The sequence below is a fragment of the Sorangium sp. So ce1153 genome (assembly GCF_051521595.1).
Classification (GTDB): domain Bacteria; phylum Myxococcota_A; class Polyangia; order Polyangiales; family Polyangiaceae; genus Sorangium.
The window spans coordinates 8,987,937-9,003,990 of sequence record NZ_CP150361.1 but is presented as its reverse complement, the minus strand read 5'-3'; the positions used below and the strand labels follow the sequence as shown (position 1 = coordinate 9,003,990).

Sequence of the window (16,054 nt, the reverse complement as noted above, 5' to 3'; positions counted from 1 at the left end):
AATTCGTCGCGAGGCGAGGGCGCGAGCGGATAACCTATTGAGTTTCGAGCGCCACCCTCGCTCGCCGCGGATCGGTCGGGCGGCGGGGTGCAACCCGCGCTCTCAGGAGGACGCCTTGGACGCTTTGGACGAACGACGCGCTGTCGCCTTCTCGTGCTGGATCCCTGTTGCCGCTGCCGCGTGCGCCATCGCCGCCTCGAGCGCGGCCGGCTGCGCCCCCGCCGGCGGCGAGCCCGCCGGGGTCGCGCCGGCGGTCCGGCACGTGCGCGTCACCCAGGCCGACGTGGACGCCTTGCCGCCGGGGGAGCGGCTCCGCCTCGACCTCGGGGCGGCGCGGGTCGCCTACCATGTGGCGCTCGACCCGGCGCTCGACGCCGAGCGCATCCTGCTCGTCTCGGCGGCGGGCGCCGAGGCGTCGCTGGCGGCCGAGATCGAGGCGATCGAGCGCCGCGCGGCCGAGCCGCTCGCCGCGGTCGACGGGCGGCTGGTCCTCGCCGGGGACCCGGCGGCCTTCGAGGAGCTCGACGCGGCGGAGCTCGCCGCGCTGCGCGCGCGCGGCGAGCTGGTGAAGGAGATCGAGGCGCGATCGCCCGGCGCGAGGCCGCAGTCGACGGACCCGTGCGGGCGCACGGGCGTGTACCTGGGCAGCGATCTCCAGGGCGGCGCGGCGCCGAGCGTGTGGAGCAGCCACGTGGCCCTGATCTGCGAGGTGATCTGCGCGCCGGGGGCGACCGAGGGCTGCTACGGCGGGCCCGCGGTCACGCAGGGGGTCGGCGCGTGCCAGGAGGGCCAGCGCGCGTGCAACCTGACCGGCACCTCGTGGGGGCCTTGCAGCGGCGAGGTGAGGCCTTTGTCCGAGGCGTGCACCTCGACCACGGACGTCGACTGCAATGGCACGGTGGGGTGCGCGCCGGGGCACCTCTGGAGCAAGCTCTTCGGCGACGCGACCGCCCAGTCCGGCACGAAGCTCGTTTACGACCTCGCCACGGACGCGGCGGGCAACCTGCTGCTCACCGGGAGCTTCTCCCGCTCTCTGCCGGTCGGGTCGCAGACGCTCGTGGGCGGGCGCGGGTCGGACGCGTTCGTGATCAAGCTCGATCCGGCCGGCAATGTCCTCTGGGCGCGCAGCTTCGGCGGCGACGGCCCGGACCTGGGCGTCGGCATCGCCACGGATGCGTCAGGGGACGTGTTCGTCACGGGGAGCTTCTGGAACACGGTGGACTTCGGGGCCGGTCCGCTGGTCAGCGCGGGCAAAGCGGACGTCTTCGTGCTGCGGCTCGACGCGAACGGCACGACGCTCTGGAGCCAGCGGTACGGCACCCCGGACGCGCAGCAGCCGGAGGCGATAGCGGTCGGCCCCGGGGGCGAGATCACGGTGGCCGGGCGCTACTATGGTCCGGTCGATTTCGGTCAGGGGCCGCTGCCGGCCAGCGACATCACGAAGACCTTCGTGCTGCGGCTCGACCCCGGCGGCGTCCCGGTGTGGAGCCGGGGGTTCGACGTGGAGCACGTGATGTGGCCGAAGGACCTCGCGGTGGACGCGTCGTCGGGCGACGTGGTGCTCGCGGGCTGGACGCAGGGCTGGGTCGACCTCGGCGGCGGGCCGGTGAGCGGCGCCGGCGGGAAAGACGGGTTCGTGGTCCGGCTGGCGTCGAGCAGCGGCGCCACGGTCTGGGGGAAGACGGTCGGCGGGCCGGAGGACGAGCAGGTGACGGGCGCGGCGCTCGACGGGGCGGGCGGCCTGGTGGTGGCCGGTTGGTTCGGCGGGCAGGTGAGCCTCGGCGGGGGCGTGACGTTGACGAGCGCGGGGAGCACGGACGCGCTCGTCGCGAAGCTCGACGCGGGCAGCGGCGGCGTCCTCTGGAGCGAGGCGCTCGGCAACGCGTCGGCGCAGGACGCGAGCGCGGTCGCGCTCGACGCGGCCGGCAACATCGCGCTGCTCGGGCACTACCGGGGCGCGGTGGACCTCGGTGACGGGCTGATGACCTCGTTCACGGACTTCTCCATGGGCCGCTTCCTCGCCAAGCTGGATCCGGCGGGCTCGCTCCTGTGGAGCCGGGGGCACGCGTTCCAGAGTTACTCGATCCTGTACGGCGCCGAGGAGGAGCGCGGCCTCGCCATGGACGCGGCGGGGAACGTCTTCTTCAGCGGCGTGGCGTTCGACTCCGCCTGGTCGGTGGAGTACGGCGGCGGGCTGCTCACGCCGCTCGGCAACATGGACTTCGTCGTGGCGAAGTACGCGCCGTAGGCCGGCGGGCAGGGCGGCCCCCGGCGGGGGCGGCGGGTTCTGGACTGATCGTTCCAGAATGAACGTCCCGGATCCGGCCGCAGGAGCGAGGAGCACGGGGTCCTCAGGGGGGGTACGACCGCCGGGTCAGCGCCGGCGTATCCGCCCGACGGACCGGCCGAGCGCGTAGGACATGCTGCGAGGTGGCGTGCCCTGCGGCGCCGGCGCCGCCGACGACGACGGGGACGCGTCGCTGGCCCGAGCCCTCGCTGCGGCCTCGTGCGTCGCCCGCGAGAGCGCCGCCTCGGCCTCGGCGACCCGCTGCTCGAGCCAGACGAGGCGGGCCCTCGCTCCCGTGAGCTCGTGCGAGGACCCCTGAGGGCGCCTTCGCTGCCGCCCCAGCGCCCGGCCGAGGTGGTACATGAAGCGGCTGAACGGACGGCGAGCGCGAGGACCGAGGTTCGCTTCCGCCTCGACGAGGATCAGCTCCGCCCGCACGCGCCGCAGCCGCTCCTGCAGCTGCTGGACGTGGAGCCGCACCACCTCGATGTCGCTGCGGTACCTCGACATGACGACCCCGTTCTCGTAGCCGAACCGCGCTGCGGGCGCCAACCCCGCGGCGGCCGCACGGCAGCCCCGGCAGGTGCCGCAGCCTGGCCCTCGTCGGTCGTCCAGGGGGGGCGAGCTCCGCCGCGGACAGGGCGCTCGGCGGAGCTCGCCCGCTGCCAGGAAGAGGCTAGACCCATCGGAGCCACGCGCGCAGCACCGCCTCAAGCGCTGCCCGCTTCGCGTGGACGTCCTCTCCGTCGCTGAACGTCACGAGGCAGCGATCCTTGGCAAGCCACTCGAGCAGGCCAGCCGGGTCCGCGATCTCGAGCCCCTTCACCGCGGTGTCCTTCACCTTGGCTCCGAGGTGAAGGATGAGCCGGACACGGTCCTTTGTGCGCAAGTTGAACGTGGCGAAGTGTTCGGTTGTCCTGAAGCTCGGCGCGTTCCATTTGATCTCCTCGCGGATCGCCGGGCTGACGCCGAGGATGATCTGCCGCAGGGCCACGACCTCCTCCTTCAGCGGATGCTCCAGCTCGCGGAGGAACGCGGCGACGGCCGGGTTCTCCTGCGCGTCGCCCGGACCGGAGGGCGCGGCGGGCGCTCCAGCGGCCTCCCGGGGCTCGCTCCGCTCGGGCGGCGCCTTCCGCGCCTTCGCGCGCGGCTTGCTCGGCTTCTCGGCTGTGCGCTTCATGGTGCGCTGTATACCCGCCTCGACGGAGCGAGCCAAGGCGCCCTTTCACGGGATCTCGCTTGGCCCGACAGCCATGATCGGACGCGTCGAAGGGTAGAAAAGGCGAAGCAGTCCGAGGGGCATACGAAATCGCCGCGCTCGTCGCTGTGACGTGAGGCGACGGCCGCCCTGCCTCGCGGCGGCCGTCGCTTCACCCCGCGCCGCATCGCGCGGGGACGGGTCACTTGTCGGCGGGATCAGAGCACACGTTCTCGGCGCTGCACTCGTCCAGCGCGGCGATGGCGTCGAAGAAGCCCTCAGAGCAGGCGGCCGCCTTCGCGCGCTCTTCGCACACGTCGTAGCGGCTGTCATTGATCTGTCCCGAGCCGCACTCGGTCGCGGGCCAGAGCTCGCCCGCGCGATCCGCGAAGTCGCGCTCGCAGTCCTCTTCCGTCGCGTAGGTATGGTCGTCGGTGGTCCCGTAGCCGGGGCAGCCCGCCTCGGTGTCGGCGTAGCGCTCGCACGCCGCCTCGGAGATCTGCTCGATGCGCGCTTCGCGCGACGCCTCACCGGGAAGCACATCGTTGACCGTATCCGAAGCGTCGTCGCAGCCGACGGTCCCGACCATGATCGCGGTGGCCAAAGAAGCCCAGAGACACTTTTGCATGTTCGTTTTCTCCCTCACGGCTCGCCAGGATGTCTGATGGCGGCCTCGCGCGTAGCCCGCTTCGCAGTCCTGCGTCGCGAGCTCGCTATCCAGTTCCACCCGATCTATCAAGCACCGGCCATGCCACGTCGCTCCGCGCCGCCCCCGCTGGCGCTCGGACCGGCGCTGCGCCCAGAATACGCGCGTCCGCGCCCAGGGGCCGCCGGAGCATGGGCGCACGCTTGTGACAGATTGCGACGCTGCGTGGCGCGATCGTCCCAATAGGCCAGCCGGTGCCTGGAGCCTGCCAACGGATTCGCCGCGAAGCCTTCTTCTCTCCTGAGGTCTCCCGGGCCGAGCAATCGAGATGGATCCGCAAGGCTGCATGAGGGACAGAGGCCGACCGAGCCGAAGAGCCCTCTCGCTCGCCAGCAGGCGCGCTCGTCAATGTGCAGAAGCTCGATCTGGAAAGATGGCTTGCGCTGGAAATGTGACCTGAGCGGAAAAGGCAGTCCGGGCTGGAGATGCGCGCGCTCGGACGCAGGGCGTTTTTCCTGAAGGATGAGCGCTCGCGGCGACATTCAGCCTTGGCACGCACACTCATGTCGTTCTCTCCACCCGAACATCACGAACGGAGGATATTTCATGTCGAGCTTTTCCTCACTTGCGTCATCGTCACGACGAGCCGGAACGTTGAAGCGGGCGCTGCAAGGGCTGACGCTGGCGTTGCTCGGCGCCGCGGGCACCGCGCAGGCCCAGAACCACCCGTACGGCAGCCATCACCAGGCTTATGACGCGTCTACCTTGCGCGTCTCGGCCGGCGCTGCCGCCGCCGACAGCGCGACGTCAGACTTCTACTGGCAGTGGAAGCGCCGCTATGTGAAGACCGGCTGCCAGTCCGATGAATACCGCATCCAGGCCAGCACGGGCGACGGCGCCTACGTCGTCTCCGAAGGCCAGGGCTACGGCATGCTGATCGCGGTGATGATGGCCGGGCAAGACGCGCAGGCGCGGACGATATTCGACGGCTTGCACCGCTACAACCGCCGTCACCCCAGCCAGAACGACCCCGACCTGATGGCCTGGGCGCAGGATGCCAGCTGCAATGACATCCTAGACCACGACTCGGCCACGGACGGCGATCTCGACATCGCCTACGCGCTGCTGCTCGCGGACGCGCAGTGGGGCTCCGGCGGCGCGATCGACTACGCGTCCGAGGCCAGCCGCGTGCTCGGCGCGATCGCCGCGAGCAACGTCAACCCGACGACGCACCTGGTCAACCTCGGCGACTGGGCCATGTCGTCGGACGACCCTACTTATTACTATGCCACGCGCAGCTCCGACTGGATGCTCGGCCACTTCCGCAGCTTCATCGGCCGCGCCGGCGCCGACTGGTCGCAGGTCCTGAGCGCGCATCAGACGCTGATCGAGACCATGCAGAACAGGTACGCCAGCTCGACCGGCCTGCTCCCCGACTTCATCATCAACACGAACACGACGCCCCGCCCCGCGTTCGCCGAGTTCCTCGAGGCTCCGCACGACGGCCGCTATTCGTGGAACGCGAGCCGCGTGCCGTGGCGCCTCGGCATCGACGCGGCCATCAGCGGCGACGCGCGCTCGCGCGACGCGGCCAGCAGGATCAGCCGGTGGATCCGCGGCAAGACCGGCGGCAATCCGAGCAACATCCGCGCCGGCTACTACCTCGACGGCCGCGCGATCGAGGCCTACAACGACATGGTCTTCATGGCGCCGTTCGCGGTCGCCGCCACCACGGACTCCGGTGGTCAGGCGTGGCTGGACAGCCTGTGGAGCAAGATCGTCTCCACCGCTCCCACCGAGGACTACTACGGAGACACGCTCAAGCTGCTGACCATGCTGTGCGTCTCACGTAACTGGATGACGCCCTGATCGGACGCCGGCCGCGGCGCCGGCGCGCGCGGCCCGCCGGTGGGGCTCGTCGGTCGACCTGCGGTGGCCCGGCGCTTTCCACGACCACGACCGTGGTGTACCGTGCGCCGCCGTCATGGACTGGAAAGAGAGCTGTCGCTCCCGCCTCCGCGAGCACCTCGACCTGCGCGGGGACCTCGCCCCTCCCTGGGAGCGCTTCCCCGACTACGAGCGCCACACGATCGGCTGGCGCATGGGCGCTGGCGAGGACTGGATGGGGCTCTGGGGCGTCTTTCTCGAGCAGCTCGGCCGGGATCCCGAGACCCGCATCGCCTACCTGCGACGCCACCCGCCCGCTCCGGTCAGCTGGGCAGATGCCGTTCACAGGGTCCTGTATCCCGCAGAGGAAGGAGACGACGACGACGGCGACGAGGACGACCCGGCAGCGGCGGCCCAGCGTCGCTCCGCGCTCCTCGGGCAGGGCCTCATCGCGTCCGACGTTGCCTTCACCACGTGGCTCGGCCAGCAGAGAGGCGTGCGCTGGCCATGGGAACACCACGACACGCCCGAGGGGGCGGCCCGCTACGACACCCGCGAGCTATGGTTCTGGTCGCGCCAGGTCGCCGCGCTCCGGGGGAGCGGCGGATGGGCGCCGCCCGCCGTGCCGGGCGGCTGGCGAGCTTGCGCGAGCGCGCTGGAGAGCGGCGACGCAGGTTCGGTCGATCCTCGCCACGGTCTCCTCACGCTCGCCCGGCTGCTCTGCGCCGGGGACGTGAAGGCGCCCTGGCAGCTCGGCCTCGCGCTCGCCGACTTCGCCGACTCCTATGATGACGAGATGGGCTACGTCGACGCCTTCCGGCTGTGGGGCATGTCGGCCTTCGATGACGCCCACCAGCTGCGCCGGTACCTCGAGGCCACGCGGGCGCCGTCGGACTGGGAGGCCTGGGTCGCCGATCAGCTCCCCGTCGATTGAGTCGGGTCAAGGAAGAGGGTGAGTGAGCTCATGCTGGCTTATACGTTCTGGCACTGGAGACGACCAGAGACCGAGGCGAAGGAATACGAGCGCCGACAGCGGGCGTTCCACGCCGCGCTCGCTGCCGCGCCTTCGCCGGGCTTTCTCCGCTCCTCCAGCGCCGGGCTCTCGGGCGCGCCCTGGGCGGCAGGTGGCGGCGACGCGTACGAGGACTGGTACCTTGTGGAGGATTTCGGCGCGCTCGGCGCGATGAACGACGCCGCCGTCTCCGCCAGCCGCGCGGCCCCCCACGACGCCGCGGCCGCGGTCGCCAGTGGCGGCGTCGCGGGGGTGTATCGCCTGCGGAGCGGGGCGGCGCTGCGCTCACCGGGGGTCAGCCACTGGTTCGGTAAGCCCGAGGGGATGTCGTACGGTGAGCTCTTCGCGCGGCTCACGCCGGTGGTGGAGCAAGCGGGAGCTGCCCTGTGGATGCGGCAGATGGTGCTCGGACCTGGAGAGTTCTGTCTGCACGCAGCAGCGCCCGTGTCGCTGCCTGCTCCGCTCGATCCGCGGGTCATTCCGCTTCGGCCGGTCTGGCCGGACCTGGCCGGCACGGGCGCGGCGCCGGCGCGCTGAGGGCGGGCTCCGCGTTCACGTGGTCAGCGCGCTTCCAGCGCGACGCCGCGTACCCGCTCCAGATCCACCAGATCGATCGAGAGGACTGCAACGCATGAAGGCCATCGGAATCCATCACCACGGCGACGCCTCGCAGCTCGTGCCCCTGGACCTGCCCGAGCCCGAGCCCGGGCCGCGCCAGGTGAGGGTCCGGGTGATCGCGTCGTCGGTCAATCCGGCCGATATCCGGGCGCGCTCGGTCGCGCCCGGGCCGCGCCGCATCGAGCGGCAGTTTCCCCTGGTGCTCGGCTATGATTTCTCCGGCGTCGTCGACGCTGTGGGCCCCGACGTCGAGGATCTCGCGGTCGGCGACGAAGTGTTCGGCTCGCCCAGCCTGTTCGGGCAGGGGGCGAACGCGGAGCAGGTCGTGGTCGACAGCCGGACCATCGCGCGCAAGCCGGCGGCCCTGTCCCACGAACAGGCTGCCTGCCTGTCGCTGGCCGGCGTCACGGCCTGGGAGTGCCTCGCGCGCGCGCAGGCAGCGACCGGCGCCGGCGCCGGCGCCACGGTGCTGATCACCGCGGGCGCCGGCGGCGTGGGGCACCTCCAGGTGCAGCTCGCGCGGCACCTCGGGCTGCGCGTGGTGGCGACCGCCAGCCGGCCCGAGTCGACCGCGCTGTGCCGCGAGCTCGGCGCCGCGCGCGTGCTCGATCACGCCACGGAGGACGTGGGGCAGGCCTGCCGGAGCCTGACCGGCGGCGCGGGCGTCGCGGTGGCGTTCGACAACGCCGGCGGCCGCGCGCTGGACCAGGCGCTCGACGCGGTGGCGCCGATGGGCACCGTCGTGAGCATCGTGCCGACGCCGGTGCCGGTCGCGGACCGGCTGTTCATGAAGGCGGCGTCGCTCATCTATCATGTGATGGGGGCCGCCTCGATGTGGCGGCTCGACCCGCACGCGCAGGGCCGCGCGCTGGCCGCCGTCGCGGCGCTGGCGGCGCAGGGCCATGTCAGGCCCGTCGTCGCCGCGAGCTACCCGGTGCGCGAGCTCGGGCAGGCCCACCGCGCCATCGAGTCGGGTCGCACCGTGGGAAAGATCGCGATCCGCGTGGCGGACGGCTGGTGACCCGTCCGCTGGTGACCCGTCCGGGCGAGCGGCGGTGAGACCGCCGCTGCTCGCGGCGGAGAGCCTGGAGCTGGCGCGGCGAGCGCCCCTGCAACAACCATTCTGAGACAGCGCGTCCCCCTCGCCCTGCCCTGCGCGCCGCCGTCCGAGGCGGCGGTAAGTGATGTGAGCGCTCACAACACCACGGCTTCGAGTTCGCTTGATCGACTCCTCGCCTCGCGGCTGGGCCCGCCGTCCTGGCGCGACGGCTGTCGGCGCTCTCGACCGAGATCTGCGGCATGACGCGGCGCTCGCCCCTGTGCGCCGCTCTGGCGCGATGCGCCGGAGAACAGCCAATCCGCCATCGTATGGCGGCAATGGACTCCACGTCGCGAGAGCGTGGACTCCTTGATGAGATGAATTCCATCAAGGACGCCGAACGGCCATTCCACGGTATCTCGACGTGTGTCTTAACGGAGTCAGCGCTTGACGAGTGCGAACCTTCCACGTACGTAGTGACCGACGGTAGGAGGTCAGGGTATGGCTGACTTGAAGTATCGTCGCTGGCGAGCTGGTCACGTGTCTATCGCGACGTCCTCGCTGACGTTGTCGCTGACGTTGTCGCTGACGCTCGCGCTGACGCTCGCGGCCGGGTGCGACCCCGGGCAAATAGGAGCGGCAGACTCCGGGCCGGGGGAGGACAGCTCCGGGTCCGGACCAGGAGGTCCCCAGGCGGCGTGCGGGGGGACCGAGCGAATCTTCGCGCCGCAGCGGCGTTTGACGCGGTTCGAATACAACAACACGGTTCGAGATCTGCTCGGTACGTCGCTCACCCCTGCCGATCAGTTTCCGGTCGATGAGATCGCGGGCGGCTTCAACAACAATGCGTCCGTTCTCACGGTGTCCCCGCTGCACGCCGAGAAATACCTCCTGGCCGCCGAGGAGCTCGCGGCCGAGGCCGTGGCGCGCGACCTCTCCGGGCTACTCCCGTGCGACCCGGCGGCCGTCGAGGGGCGAGTCGAGGAGGAGGCGGCGTGCGCGCGGCGGTTCGTCGAGGACTTCGGCCGTCGCGCCTACCGCCGCCCGCTCGCGCCCACGGACGTCGATCGGCTGATGCGCGCCTATGAGGCGGGGCGCACGGGCGGGTCGCTGCGCGAGGGCGTCGAGGTGGTGATCCGGGCCGCGCTGCAGTCGCCGAAGTTCCTCTTCCGCCTGGAGCTGCGGCACGATCTCGATGGCTCCGCGCCGAGGGGGCGCCTCGATCCGTACGAGATGGCGTCGCGCCTTTCCTACCTGGTCTGGGCCTCGGGCCCTGACGACGACCTGCTCGCGGCCGCCGAGGCCGGCCTGCTCGAGACCCGCGAGCAGCTCGCCGAGCGAGCCCGCGAGATGCTGGAGAGCCCGAAGGCACGCCTCGCTATCGTGGAATTTTACAAGCAATGGCTCAACCTCGGGAAGCTCGAGAGCATTGTTAAGGAGGAGGGCTCGTTCCCCGGGTATGACGATGAGCTCGTCGCCGGGATGAGCGCGGAGACCCCTGCGTTCATCGAGCACGTCCTCTGGTCGGGGGACCGGAAGCTGTCCAGCCTGCTGACGCTGCCAGTCGGCTTTGCCACCGAGCCCGTCGCCCGCCTCTACGGGGTGACGGTCCCGCCCGGGTCGACCACGCCGCAGCTCGTGGAGCTCCCGCCCGAGCAGCGCGCCGGGGTGCTCACGCAGCCCGCGTTCCTGGCCGTCCACGCGCACCCCGATCAGACCTCCCCGGTCCTGCGCGGCAAGGCCATCCGGCAGAAGTTCATGTGCCAGGAGCCGCCGCCGCCGCCCCCCGACGTCGACCTCACGCCGCCCAAGGGCGAGCGGGGCGTCACCGCGCGCGAGCGCTTCCAGCAGCACTCCTCCGATAGCCAGTGCGCGGGCTGCCACCAGATGATGGATCCCATCGGCTTCGCGTTCGAGAACTACGACGCCATCGGCGCGTACCGCACCGAGGAGGGCGGGCAGGCCATCGACACCTCTGGCGAGATCTTCCTGTCCGACGACATGGACGGCCCGTTCGTCGGCGTCCGCCAGCTGGCGGAGAAGCTCGCCGGCAGCGAGCAGGTCCGCGACTGCCTCGCGACGCAGTGGTTCCGCTACACGGCGGGTCGCTTCGAGACCGACGGCGACCAGTGCTCGCTCGGCGCGCTGCGCGAGGACTTCAGCGGCACCGAGGGCGATCTCGTGGAGCTCATCGTGGCCACGACGCAGACCGAGGCGTTCATGTACCGCAGCGCGATCGCAGCAGAGGAGGAGTGACATGAGACCGCGAATGATTTCTCGACGACGGCTGCTCCAGGGCTCGCTGGCGGCGACGGCGGCGATCCCTCTGCTCAACGCCGACTGGGCGCGCGGGGACGAGACCACGGCGCCCAAGCGCTTCGTGGTGTTCTACACGCCCAACGGCACGCTCGAGTCGCAGTGGATGCCCCAGGGCACCGAGACCAACTTCACGCTGAGCCCGCTGCTGCGGCCGCTCGAGCCGTTCAAGGCGAAGCTGATCCCGCTGCGCGGGATCAACATGAACGTGGTGGTCAACTCCAACATCGGCTCCGAGCACGCGCGGGGCATCGGCGGCCTGCTCACGGGGCGGGCGCTGCTCCGGGGCAATTTCAAGAGCTTCAACTCCAGCAACGCCGGCTGGTCGTCGGGGATCTCGCTCGACCAGCACATCGCGAACAAGCTGAACCCCTCGACGCTGTTCCGCTCGCTGCAGCTCGGCGTCCAGGTCCGCGACGCGGAGGTGCGCGGCCGGCTCTGCTACGGCGGACCCGACCAGCCGATCCCGCCGCGCGAGGACCCTTACGACACCTTCGAGCAGCTCTTCGGGGCCGCGGTGCCGGGCCAGGGCCAGGGCACCTCCGACGCGCTGGATCGGCTCCGCGCCCAGCGACGGACGGTGTTCGATCTCGTCCGTGAGGACATCGCGGAGGTGCGGCCCCGCATCGGCGCGGAGGACCGCGTGAAGCTCGACGCGCACATGCAGTCGATCCGGGAGATCGAGCAGCGCCTGTCGAGCGGCGGCGGCGGCAGCACCGCGACCGCGGGCTGCAAGCAGCCGGAGCTGGGCGCGCGCATCGACCTCTCGGACGACGCGAACATGCCCGCCATCGGCAAGCTCCAGATGGATCTCGCGGCGGCGGCGCTCGCGTGCGACCTCACCCGGATCGTCACGCTCCAGTGGTCGTACGCCGAGAGCGAGCACCTCTACCCGTTCCTCGACCTCCAGGGGAACCACCACGCCATCTCGCACCAGTGGGACACCGCGGGCAAGGCGCAGTACTCGAAGATCCACACGTGGTTCGCGGAGCAGCTCGCCTACATGCTCGGGAAGCTCGACTCGTACGCCGAGGGGGATCGCACGCTCCTCGACAACACCGTCGTCCTGTGGGTCACCGAGATCAGCGAGTCGACGCAGCACGCGCTCACGAACATGCCGTTCTTGCTCGCCGGCAGCGCGGGCGGGGTCTTCCGCACCGGCCGCTTCGTCGACTACCTGGCGAGCGGCGGCGCCGCGCGCCAGCACAACGACCTGCTGCTCACGATCGCGAACGCGATGGGCACCGACGACACCACGTTCGGCGACCCGGCGTTCTGCACCGGAACGCTGCCCGACCTCACGTAACGCGTCCCTCTGGCTCCGGCGCGGCAGCGGCAGCGCGCCGGCTCCGCGGCGTCCTGGCGATCACGAGAATCGCTGGCGCCGTGGTGGTCCGAGCGCGCGGCGCGCCTGCTCCGAGCGCGCGGCGCGGTCGCGGTCGCGGTCGCGGTCGCGCGGTCGCGCGGTCGCGGTCGCGGTCGCGCGGTCGCGCGGTCGCGCGGTCGCGGTCGCGGTCGCGCGGTCGCGCGGTCGCGCGCTGCGCTGCGCTGCGGGTAAATTTTTCTCCTGAGCTCGCCTTCGATCTCGCTGACTCCGGGGTGAACCGGTTCAGTTGGCCGGCGCTCCTGCGTCCTGTATGATCGAAACCGGCGCTTCCGGGAATCATGGCGGGACCATCCCTGCGCGGCGTGGACGACATGCCGTGAGGGGCTTCATGGCTTGCGCGAGCTCGATGACATGAGCTCTCAGCTCCGTCACGCCTTCTGCCACCAACAGCACAGGAAACCGTAAGCTCGATTCCTGACCACTCTCTGGACTTGTCTGAAGCGGACGGTCCCGTTTTCAGGTATAATACGTCCCATGATGAAGCAACGAACGATCGTGGCCTTCGGGCTGGCTCTCGCGCTGGGGCATGGCGCGTGCAGCGACGATGGCACGTCCAGCAGTGGTGATTCTCCTCAGAGCTCGGCGAGCACCGGCTCGGGTGCGCAGCAGGGGAGTACCGGACCTGGCAGCGGCGGCTCGTCGCCGGCCACCACGGGGGCCGGGGCGGGGACGACCACGGGTGCGGGCACCGGCACGGGCGGGGGCTCGGCGCCGGCCGGGAGCGGCGGCTCGACGGCCGATGTCGGAAGCGGAGGCGGCGAGCCGACGGTGTGCGACGCGACCGTGGCCCCCGACGTCGGGAAGATCGCGCTCGCGCCGGTCGTCACCACGGGCGTCGACAGGCTGGTTTACGCCGCGCAGCCGAAGGGCTCGAGCGACTGGTATCTCGTGCTGCAGACCGGGAAGATCCGCGTGTTCACGGGCGGCGCGCTGCGCGAGGGGAACTTCCTCGACGTGAGCAGCCAGATCCAGCTCAGCACGGGGGCCTTCGACGACGAGCGCGGCCTCCTCAGCATCGCGTTCCCGCCCGACTACGCGACGAGCGGCAAGTTCTACGTGATGATGACGGCGACCACGGGCGCCAACATGAACCGTGACACGGTCTATGAGTACCAGCGCTCGGCCGACCCTTACGTGGCGAACGCGACGCCCACGAAGACGATCGTGCAGCTCGACTCCTCCGCGGTGAACCACAACGGTGGTCATGTCCTGTTCGGGCCCGACGGCATGCTGTACGTCGGCACGGGCGACGGGGGCGGTGGCTGCAACGACAACAAGCCCGGAGCGCCGCAGGACCCTGGCACGCTGTTCGGGAAGCTCCTGCGCCTGGATCCGAACGCCGCCGCGCCGCACGCCGCGAGCGGCAATCCCTTCGACGGCAACAGCGCGCGGGTCTGGCATTACGGGCTGCGCAACCCGTATCGCTTCAGCTTCGACCGGCTGAACGGGGATCTCTACATCGGCGACGTAGGTCAGGATTCCTATGAAGAGGTCGACTACGTGCCCGCCGGCATGAGCGGGGTGAACTTCGGCTGGGCGGCGTACGAGGGCGACCATGCGGATACGTGCAATGGGCGCACCCTGCGCGAGGGCTCGACGTACACCAAGCCGATCTTCGACGCTGACCGGCGCCGGAGCGCGACGGGGCCGTTCCGCGATTGGGTCTCGGTCATCGGCGGCTATGTGTACCGGGGCGCCGCGCTGCCGCAGCTCCGGGGCGTGTACCTGTTCGGCGATTACACAGGTGAGCGCATGGCCGCGCTCGTCCAGTGCGGCGCGCAGACCTCGCCCGTCACGCAGATCCTCAAGAACCGCGATCCGAACGCGCCGAACGCCCCCGCGTTCACGCGCCAGGGTGGCCTGCCGACCTTCGAGGATCTCACCGCGATCGTCGAGGACAACGACGGCGAGCTCTACTTCGTCGCGAACCGCAACAGCCTGGTGAAGCTCGTCCCCGAATGAGCTAGCCCGCCTGGCGCTGCCCGCACAACCCGCGGTCAGCGCCAGCGCGGCTACCCCTCACCCTGACGAACCCATTGCAGCGCGGGTGAGCCGCGATCCATCGCGACGCTCACCCGTCTCATTCGATATCGCGCAGATCCTTCAGCCCCCGCTCAGTCTCTGCGCTCCCCCCCTCCTGTAATGCCCCCAGCGGCGGTCACCCGCTGCGGATACGGGCCCAGATCGGCGTTTTCGGCGCGCAGGCGTACTCTTGTACGCCGAGCACCGAAAACGTCGAGGTGGGCCCGTATCCGCAGCGGGTGCCCGCCCATCAAGGGTCGGGAGGGGGGTAGTTGGCCTCTTTCATGCTCTCGATCCAGCGCGTGACGGCCTGCACGCCGGCGTCGTCGACCTTGTGCGTCCCGATGCGCGGCATCTGGCCCTCGAAGCCGCGCAGCACCTGGCGGGCGACGAGCAGGCTGCGGGCCGGATCGCCTGGCCGGATGTCGTACCAGTAGCCTGGATCGGTGTTCTCGAGCCCCTCGTACTTGGCATTCTCGGCGGGGCGCTTGTTGATGCCGGTCCGGACGGCGTCCGTCGTCGCCACGCTGCCGAGGTCGGCCGCCTCGAGCCGCAGGTAAAGGCCCGTGTCGCGGGCCGGCGCGTCGACGCTGTCGTTATGGCAGCTCACGCCGCAGTTCGCGTGCATGTAGCCGAGCGCCTCCCGCTCCACCTCGTCCCCGGGGATCGCGAGGGCGAGCTGGCTCCCGCCCTCGATCAGCCCTGCCTCGACGAGCGTCTCGCGCGTGAGCCCCTCGGCCCCCGGGCCGAGCATCAGCGCGTCCCAGCCGAGGACGTAATCCGCGCGCCCGGAGTGGCATTCCTTGCATTGATCGCGCGTTGGCACCGTGTGCCCCGTGCCGCGGACGTCGGGCACGCCCGTGTCGTTCTGCATCTGGATGGCCTCGCGCCCGTCCTCCGACCAGACATAGCTCGTGTAAAGCCAGCCGTCCGCCGTCTTGCGCAGCAGCCGCGTCTCCGCGAGCTGCAGCGCGCCGTCCGCGCCCGGCACGCGGAACTCCTTCCAGAACTGCGTGCCCTCCGGGAACTTGAAGGCATCGGGATCGCTCGCGTCCACCTTCTGTCCCGCGGGGATCGACACGAAGCGCCGCTTCGCAGCGCTGTCGCTCCAGAGCTCGATCGCCGGCTTGTACTCGAGGACGCCGCACGCGAGCTCGCGCTGGTCGAAGTCTCCGTAGAGGCCCGTACAGCGCAGATCGACAGGCAGCGCGCCGTCGAGGGGCGCATCGCAGTTCACGCCGGTGGGCATCACGAACTCGGCGCACGCCGCGCCGCCGCCGGAGCCGCCCGCCTGCGCACCGCCTCCACCACCGCTTCCGCCACCGCCGGGTCCGCTCGCGTCCGGCCCCGCGCCGGTCCCGGGCGAACCCTCACCACCACCTTGATCACACGCGGCCGCCAACAGCAGCGCACATAAGACTGAACCTTTCCTCACGGCGCGAATCGTCATGCATCGGATTCTGCCACAGAATGGCGCACGCGGCCTGGTTCCCGGCTGTCGGATCGAACAAAATGGCGTTGTCCACAGGTTGGATCACGAAAGGAATGTTTTGCTCGAGTTGAACGACGGGCGCTCACATCCGCGATGTGAACGCTCTCAGCCACCCTGAGGATGGGGTGTTGAATACCCACCCGCCCGAGG

General features: G+C 70.7%; 12 protein-coding genes. 8 read left to right on the top strand and 4 right to left on the bottom strand.

Annotated elements, in window-relative coordinates; translation table 11 throughout:
- Nucleotides 1–115: 115 nt before the first annotated feature.
- A complete protein-coding gene (locus WME85_RS32325; RefSeq protein WP_437826953.1) occupies nt 116–2,248 on the top strand; it encodes a hypothetical protein in 2,133 nt (710 codons plus the stop codon).
- Between the two features lie 126 nt (nt 2,249–2,374).
- On the opposite strand, the gene WME85_RS32320 is transcribed toward WME85_RS32325, so the two are convergent.
- From WME85_RS32320 to WME85_RS32310, 3 genes are all read right to left on the bottom strand, one after another.
- The gene (locus WME85_RS32320) at nt 2,375–2,797 is read right to left on the bottom strand and encodes a hypothetical protein (protein ID WP_437826951.1); all 423 of its coding nucleotides are present in this window, start codon (nt 2,795–2,797) and stop codon (nt 2,375–2,377) included.
- A gap of 166 nt (nt 2,798–2,963) precedes the next feature.
- On the bottom strand, nt 2,964–3,467 hold the full coding sequence (locus tag WME85_RS32315) for a DUF1801 domain-containing protein (protein WP_437826949.1): 504 nt from the start codon (nt 3,465–3,467) through the stop codon (nt 2,964–2,966).
- A gap of 220 nt (nt 3,468–3,687) precedes the next feature.
- Complete coding sequence (locus tag WME85_RS32310; RefSeq protein WP_437826947.1) at nt 3,688–4,113, bottom strand: DUF6184 family natural product biosynthesis lipoprotein; 426 nt, start codon at nt 4,111–4,113, stop codon at nt 3,688–3,690.
- Nucleotides 4,114–4,785: 672 nt separating this feature from the next.
- Between WME85_RS32310 and WME85_RS32305 the strand changes: the two genes are divergently transcribed.
- The 7 genes from WME85_RS32305 to WME85_RS32275 all read left to right on the top strand — a co-directional run bounded on the left by WME85_RS32305 (nt 4,786) and on the right by WME85_RS32275 (nt 14,352).
- Nucleotides 4,786–6,000, top strand: coding sequence for a glycosyl hydrolase family 8 (locus tag WME85_RS32305; RefSeq protein ID WP_437826945.1), 1,215 nt, complete (start codon nt 4,786–4,788; stop codon nt 5,998–6,000).
- A gap of 115 nt (nt 6,001–6,115) precedes the next feature.
- A complete protein-coding gene (locus WME85_RS32300) occupies nt 6,116–6,952 on the top strand; it encodes a hypothetical protein (protein ID WP_437826943.1) in 837 nt (278 codons plus the stop codon).
- A gap of 18 nt (nt 6,953–6,970) precedes the next feature.
- Nucleotides 6,971–7,567 (top strand): hypothetical protein, encoded by a 597-nt coding sequence (locus tag WME85_RS32295; protein ID WP_437826941.1) that lies wholly within the window; start codon nt 6,971–6,973, stop codon nt 7,565–7,567.
- A gap of 94 nt (nt 7,568–7,661) precedes the next feature.
- Nucleotides 7,662–8,669, top strand: a complete 1,008-nt coding sequence (locus WME85_RS32290; protein ID WP_437826939.1) for a quinone oxidoreductase family protein — start codon at nt 7,662–7,664, stop codon at nt 8,667–8,669.
- 756 nt (nt 8,670–9,425) lie between these two features.
- On the top strand, nt 9,426–10,943 hold the full coding sequence (locus WME85_RS32285) for a DUF1592 domain-containing protein (protein ID WP_437826937.1): 1,518 nt from the start codon (nt 9,426–9,428) through the stop codon (nt 10,941–10,943).
- A gap of 13 nt (nt 10,944–10,956) precedes the next feature.
- Nucleotides 10,957–12,309, top strand: a complete 1,353-nt coding sequence (locus WME85_RS32280) for a DUF1552 domain-containing protein (protein ID WP_437826935.1) — start codon at nt 10,957–10,959, stop codon at nt 12,307–12,309.
- 555 nt (nt 12,310–12,864) lie between these two features.
- Nucleotides 12,865–14,352 (top strand): PQQ-dependent sugar dehydrogenase, encoded by a 1,488-nt coding sequence (locus WME85_RS32275; RefSeq protein ID WP_437826934.1) that lies wholly within the window; start codon nt 12,865–12,867, stop codon nt 14,350–14,352.
- 310 nt (nt 14,353–14,662) lie between these two features.
- Here the strand turns inward: WME85_RS32275 and WME85_RS32270 are convergent, their stop codons facing one another.
- Nucleotides 14,663–15,814, bottom strand: coding sequence for a hypothetical protein (locus tag WME85_RS32270; protein WP_437826932.1), 1,152 nt, complete (start codon nt 15,812–15,814; stop codon nt 14,663–14,665).
- Nucleotides 15,815–16,054: the final 240 nt, after the last annotated feature.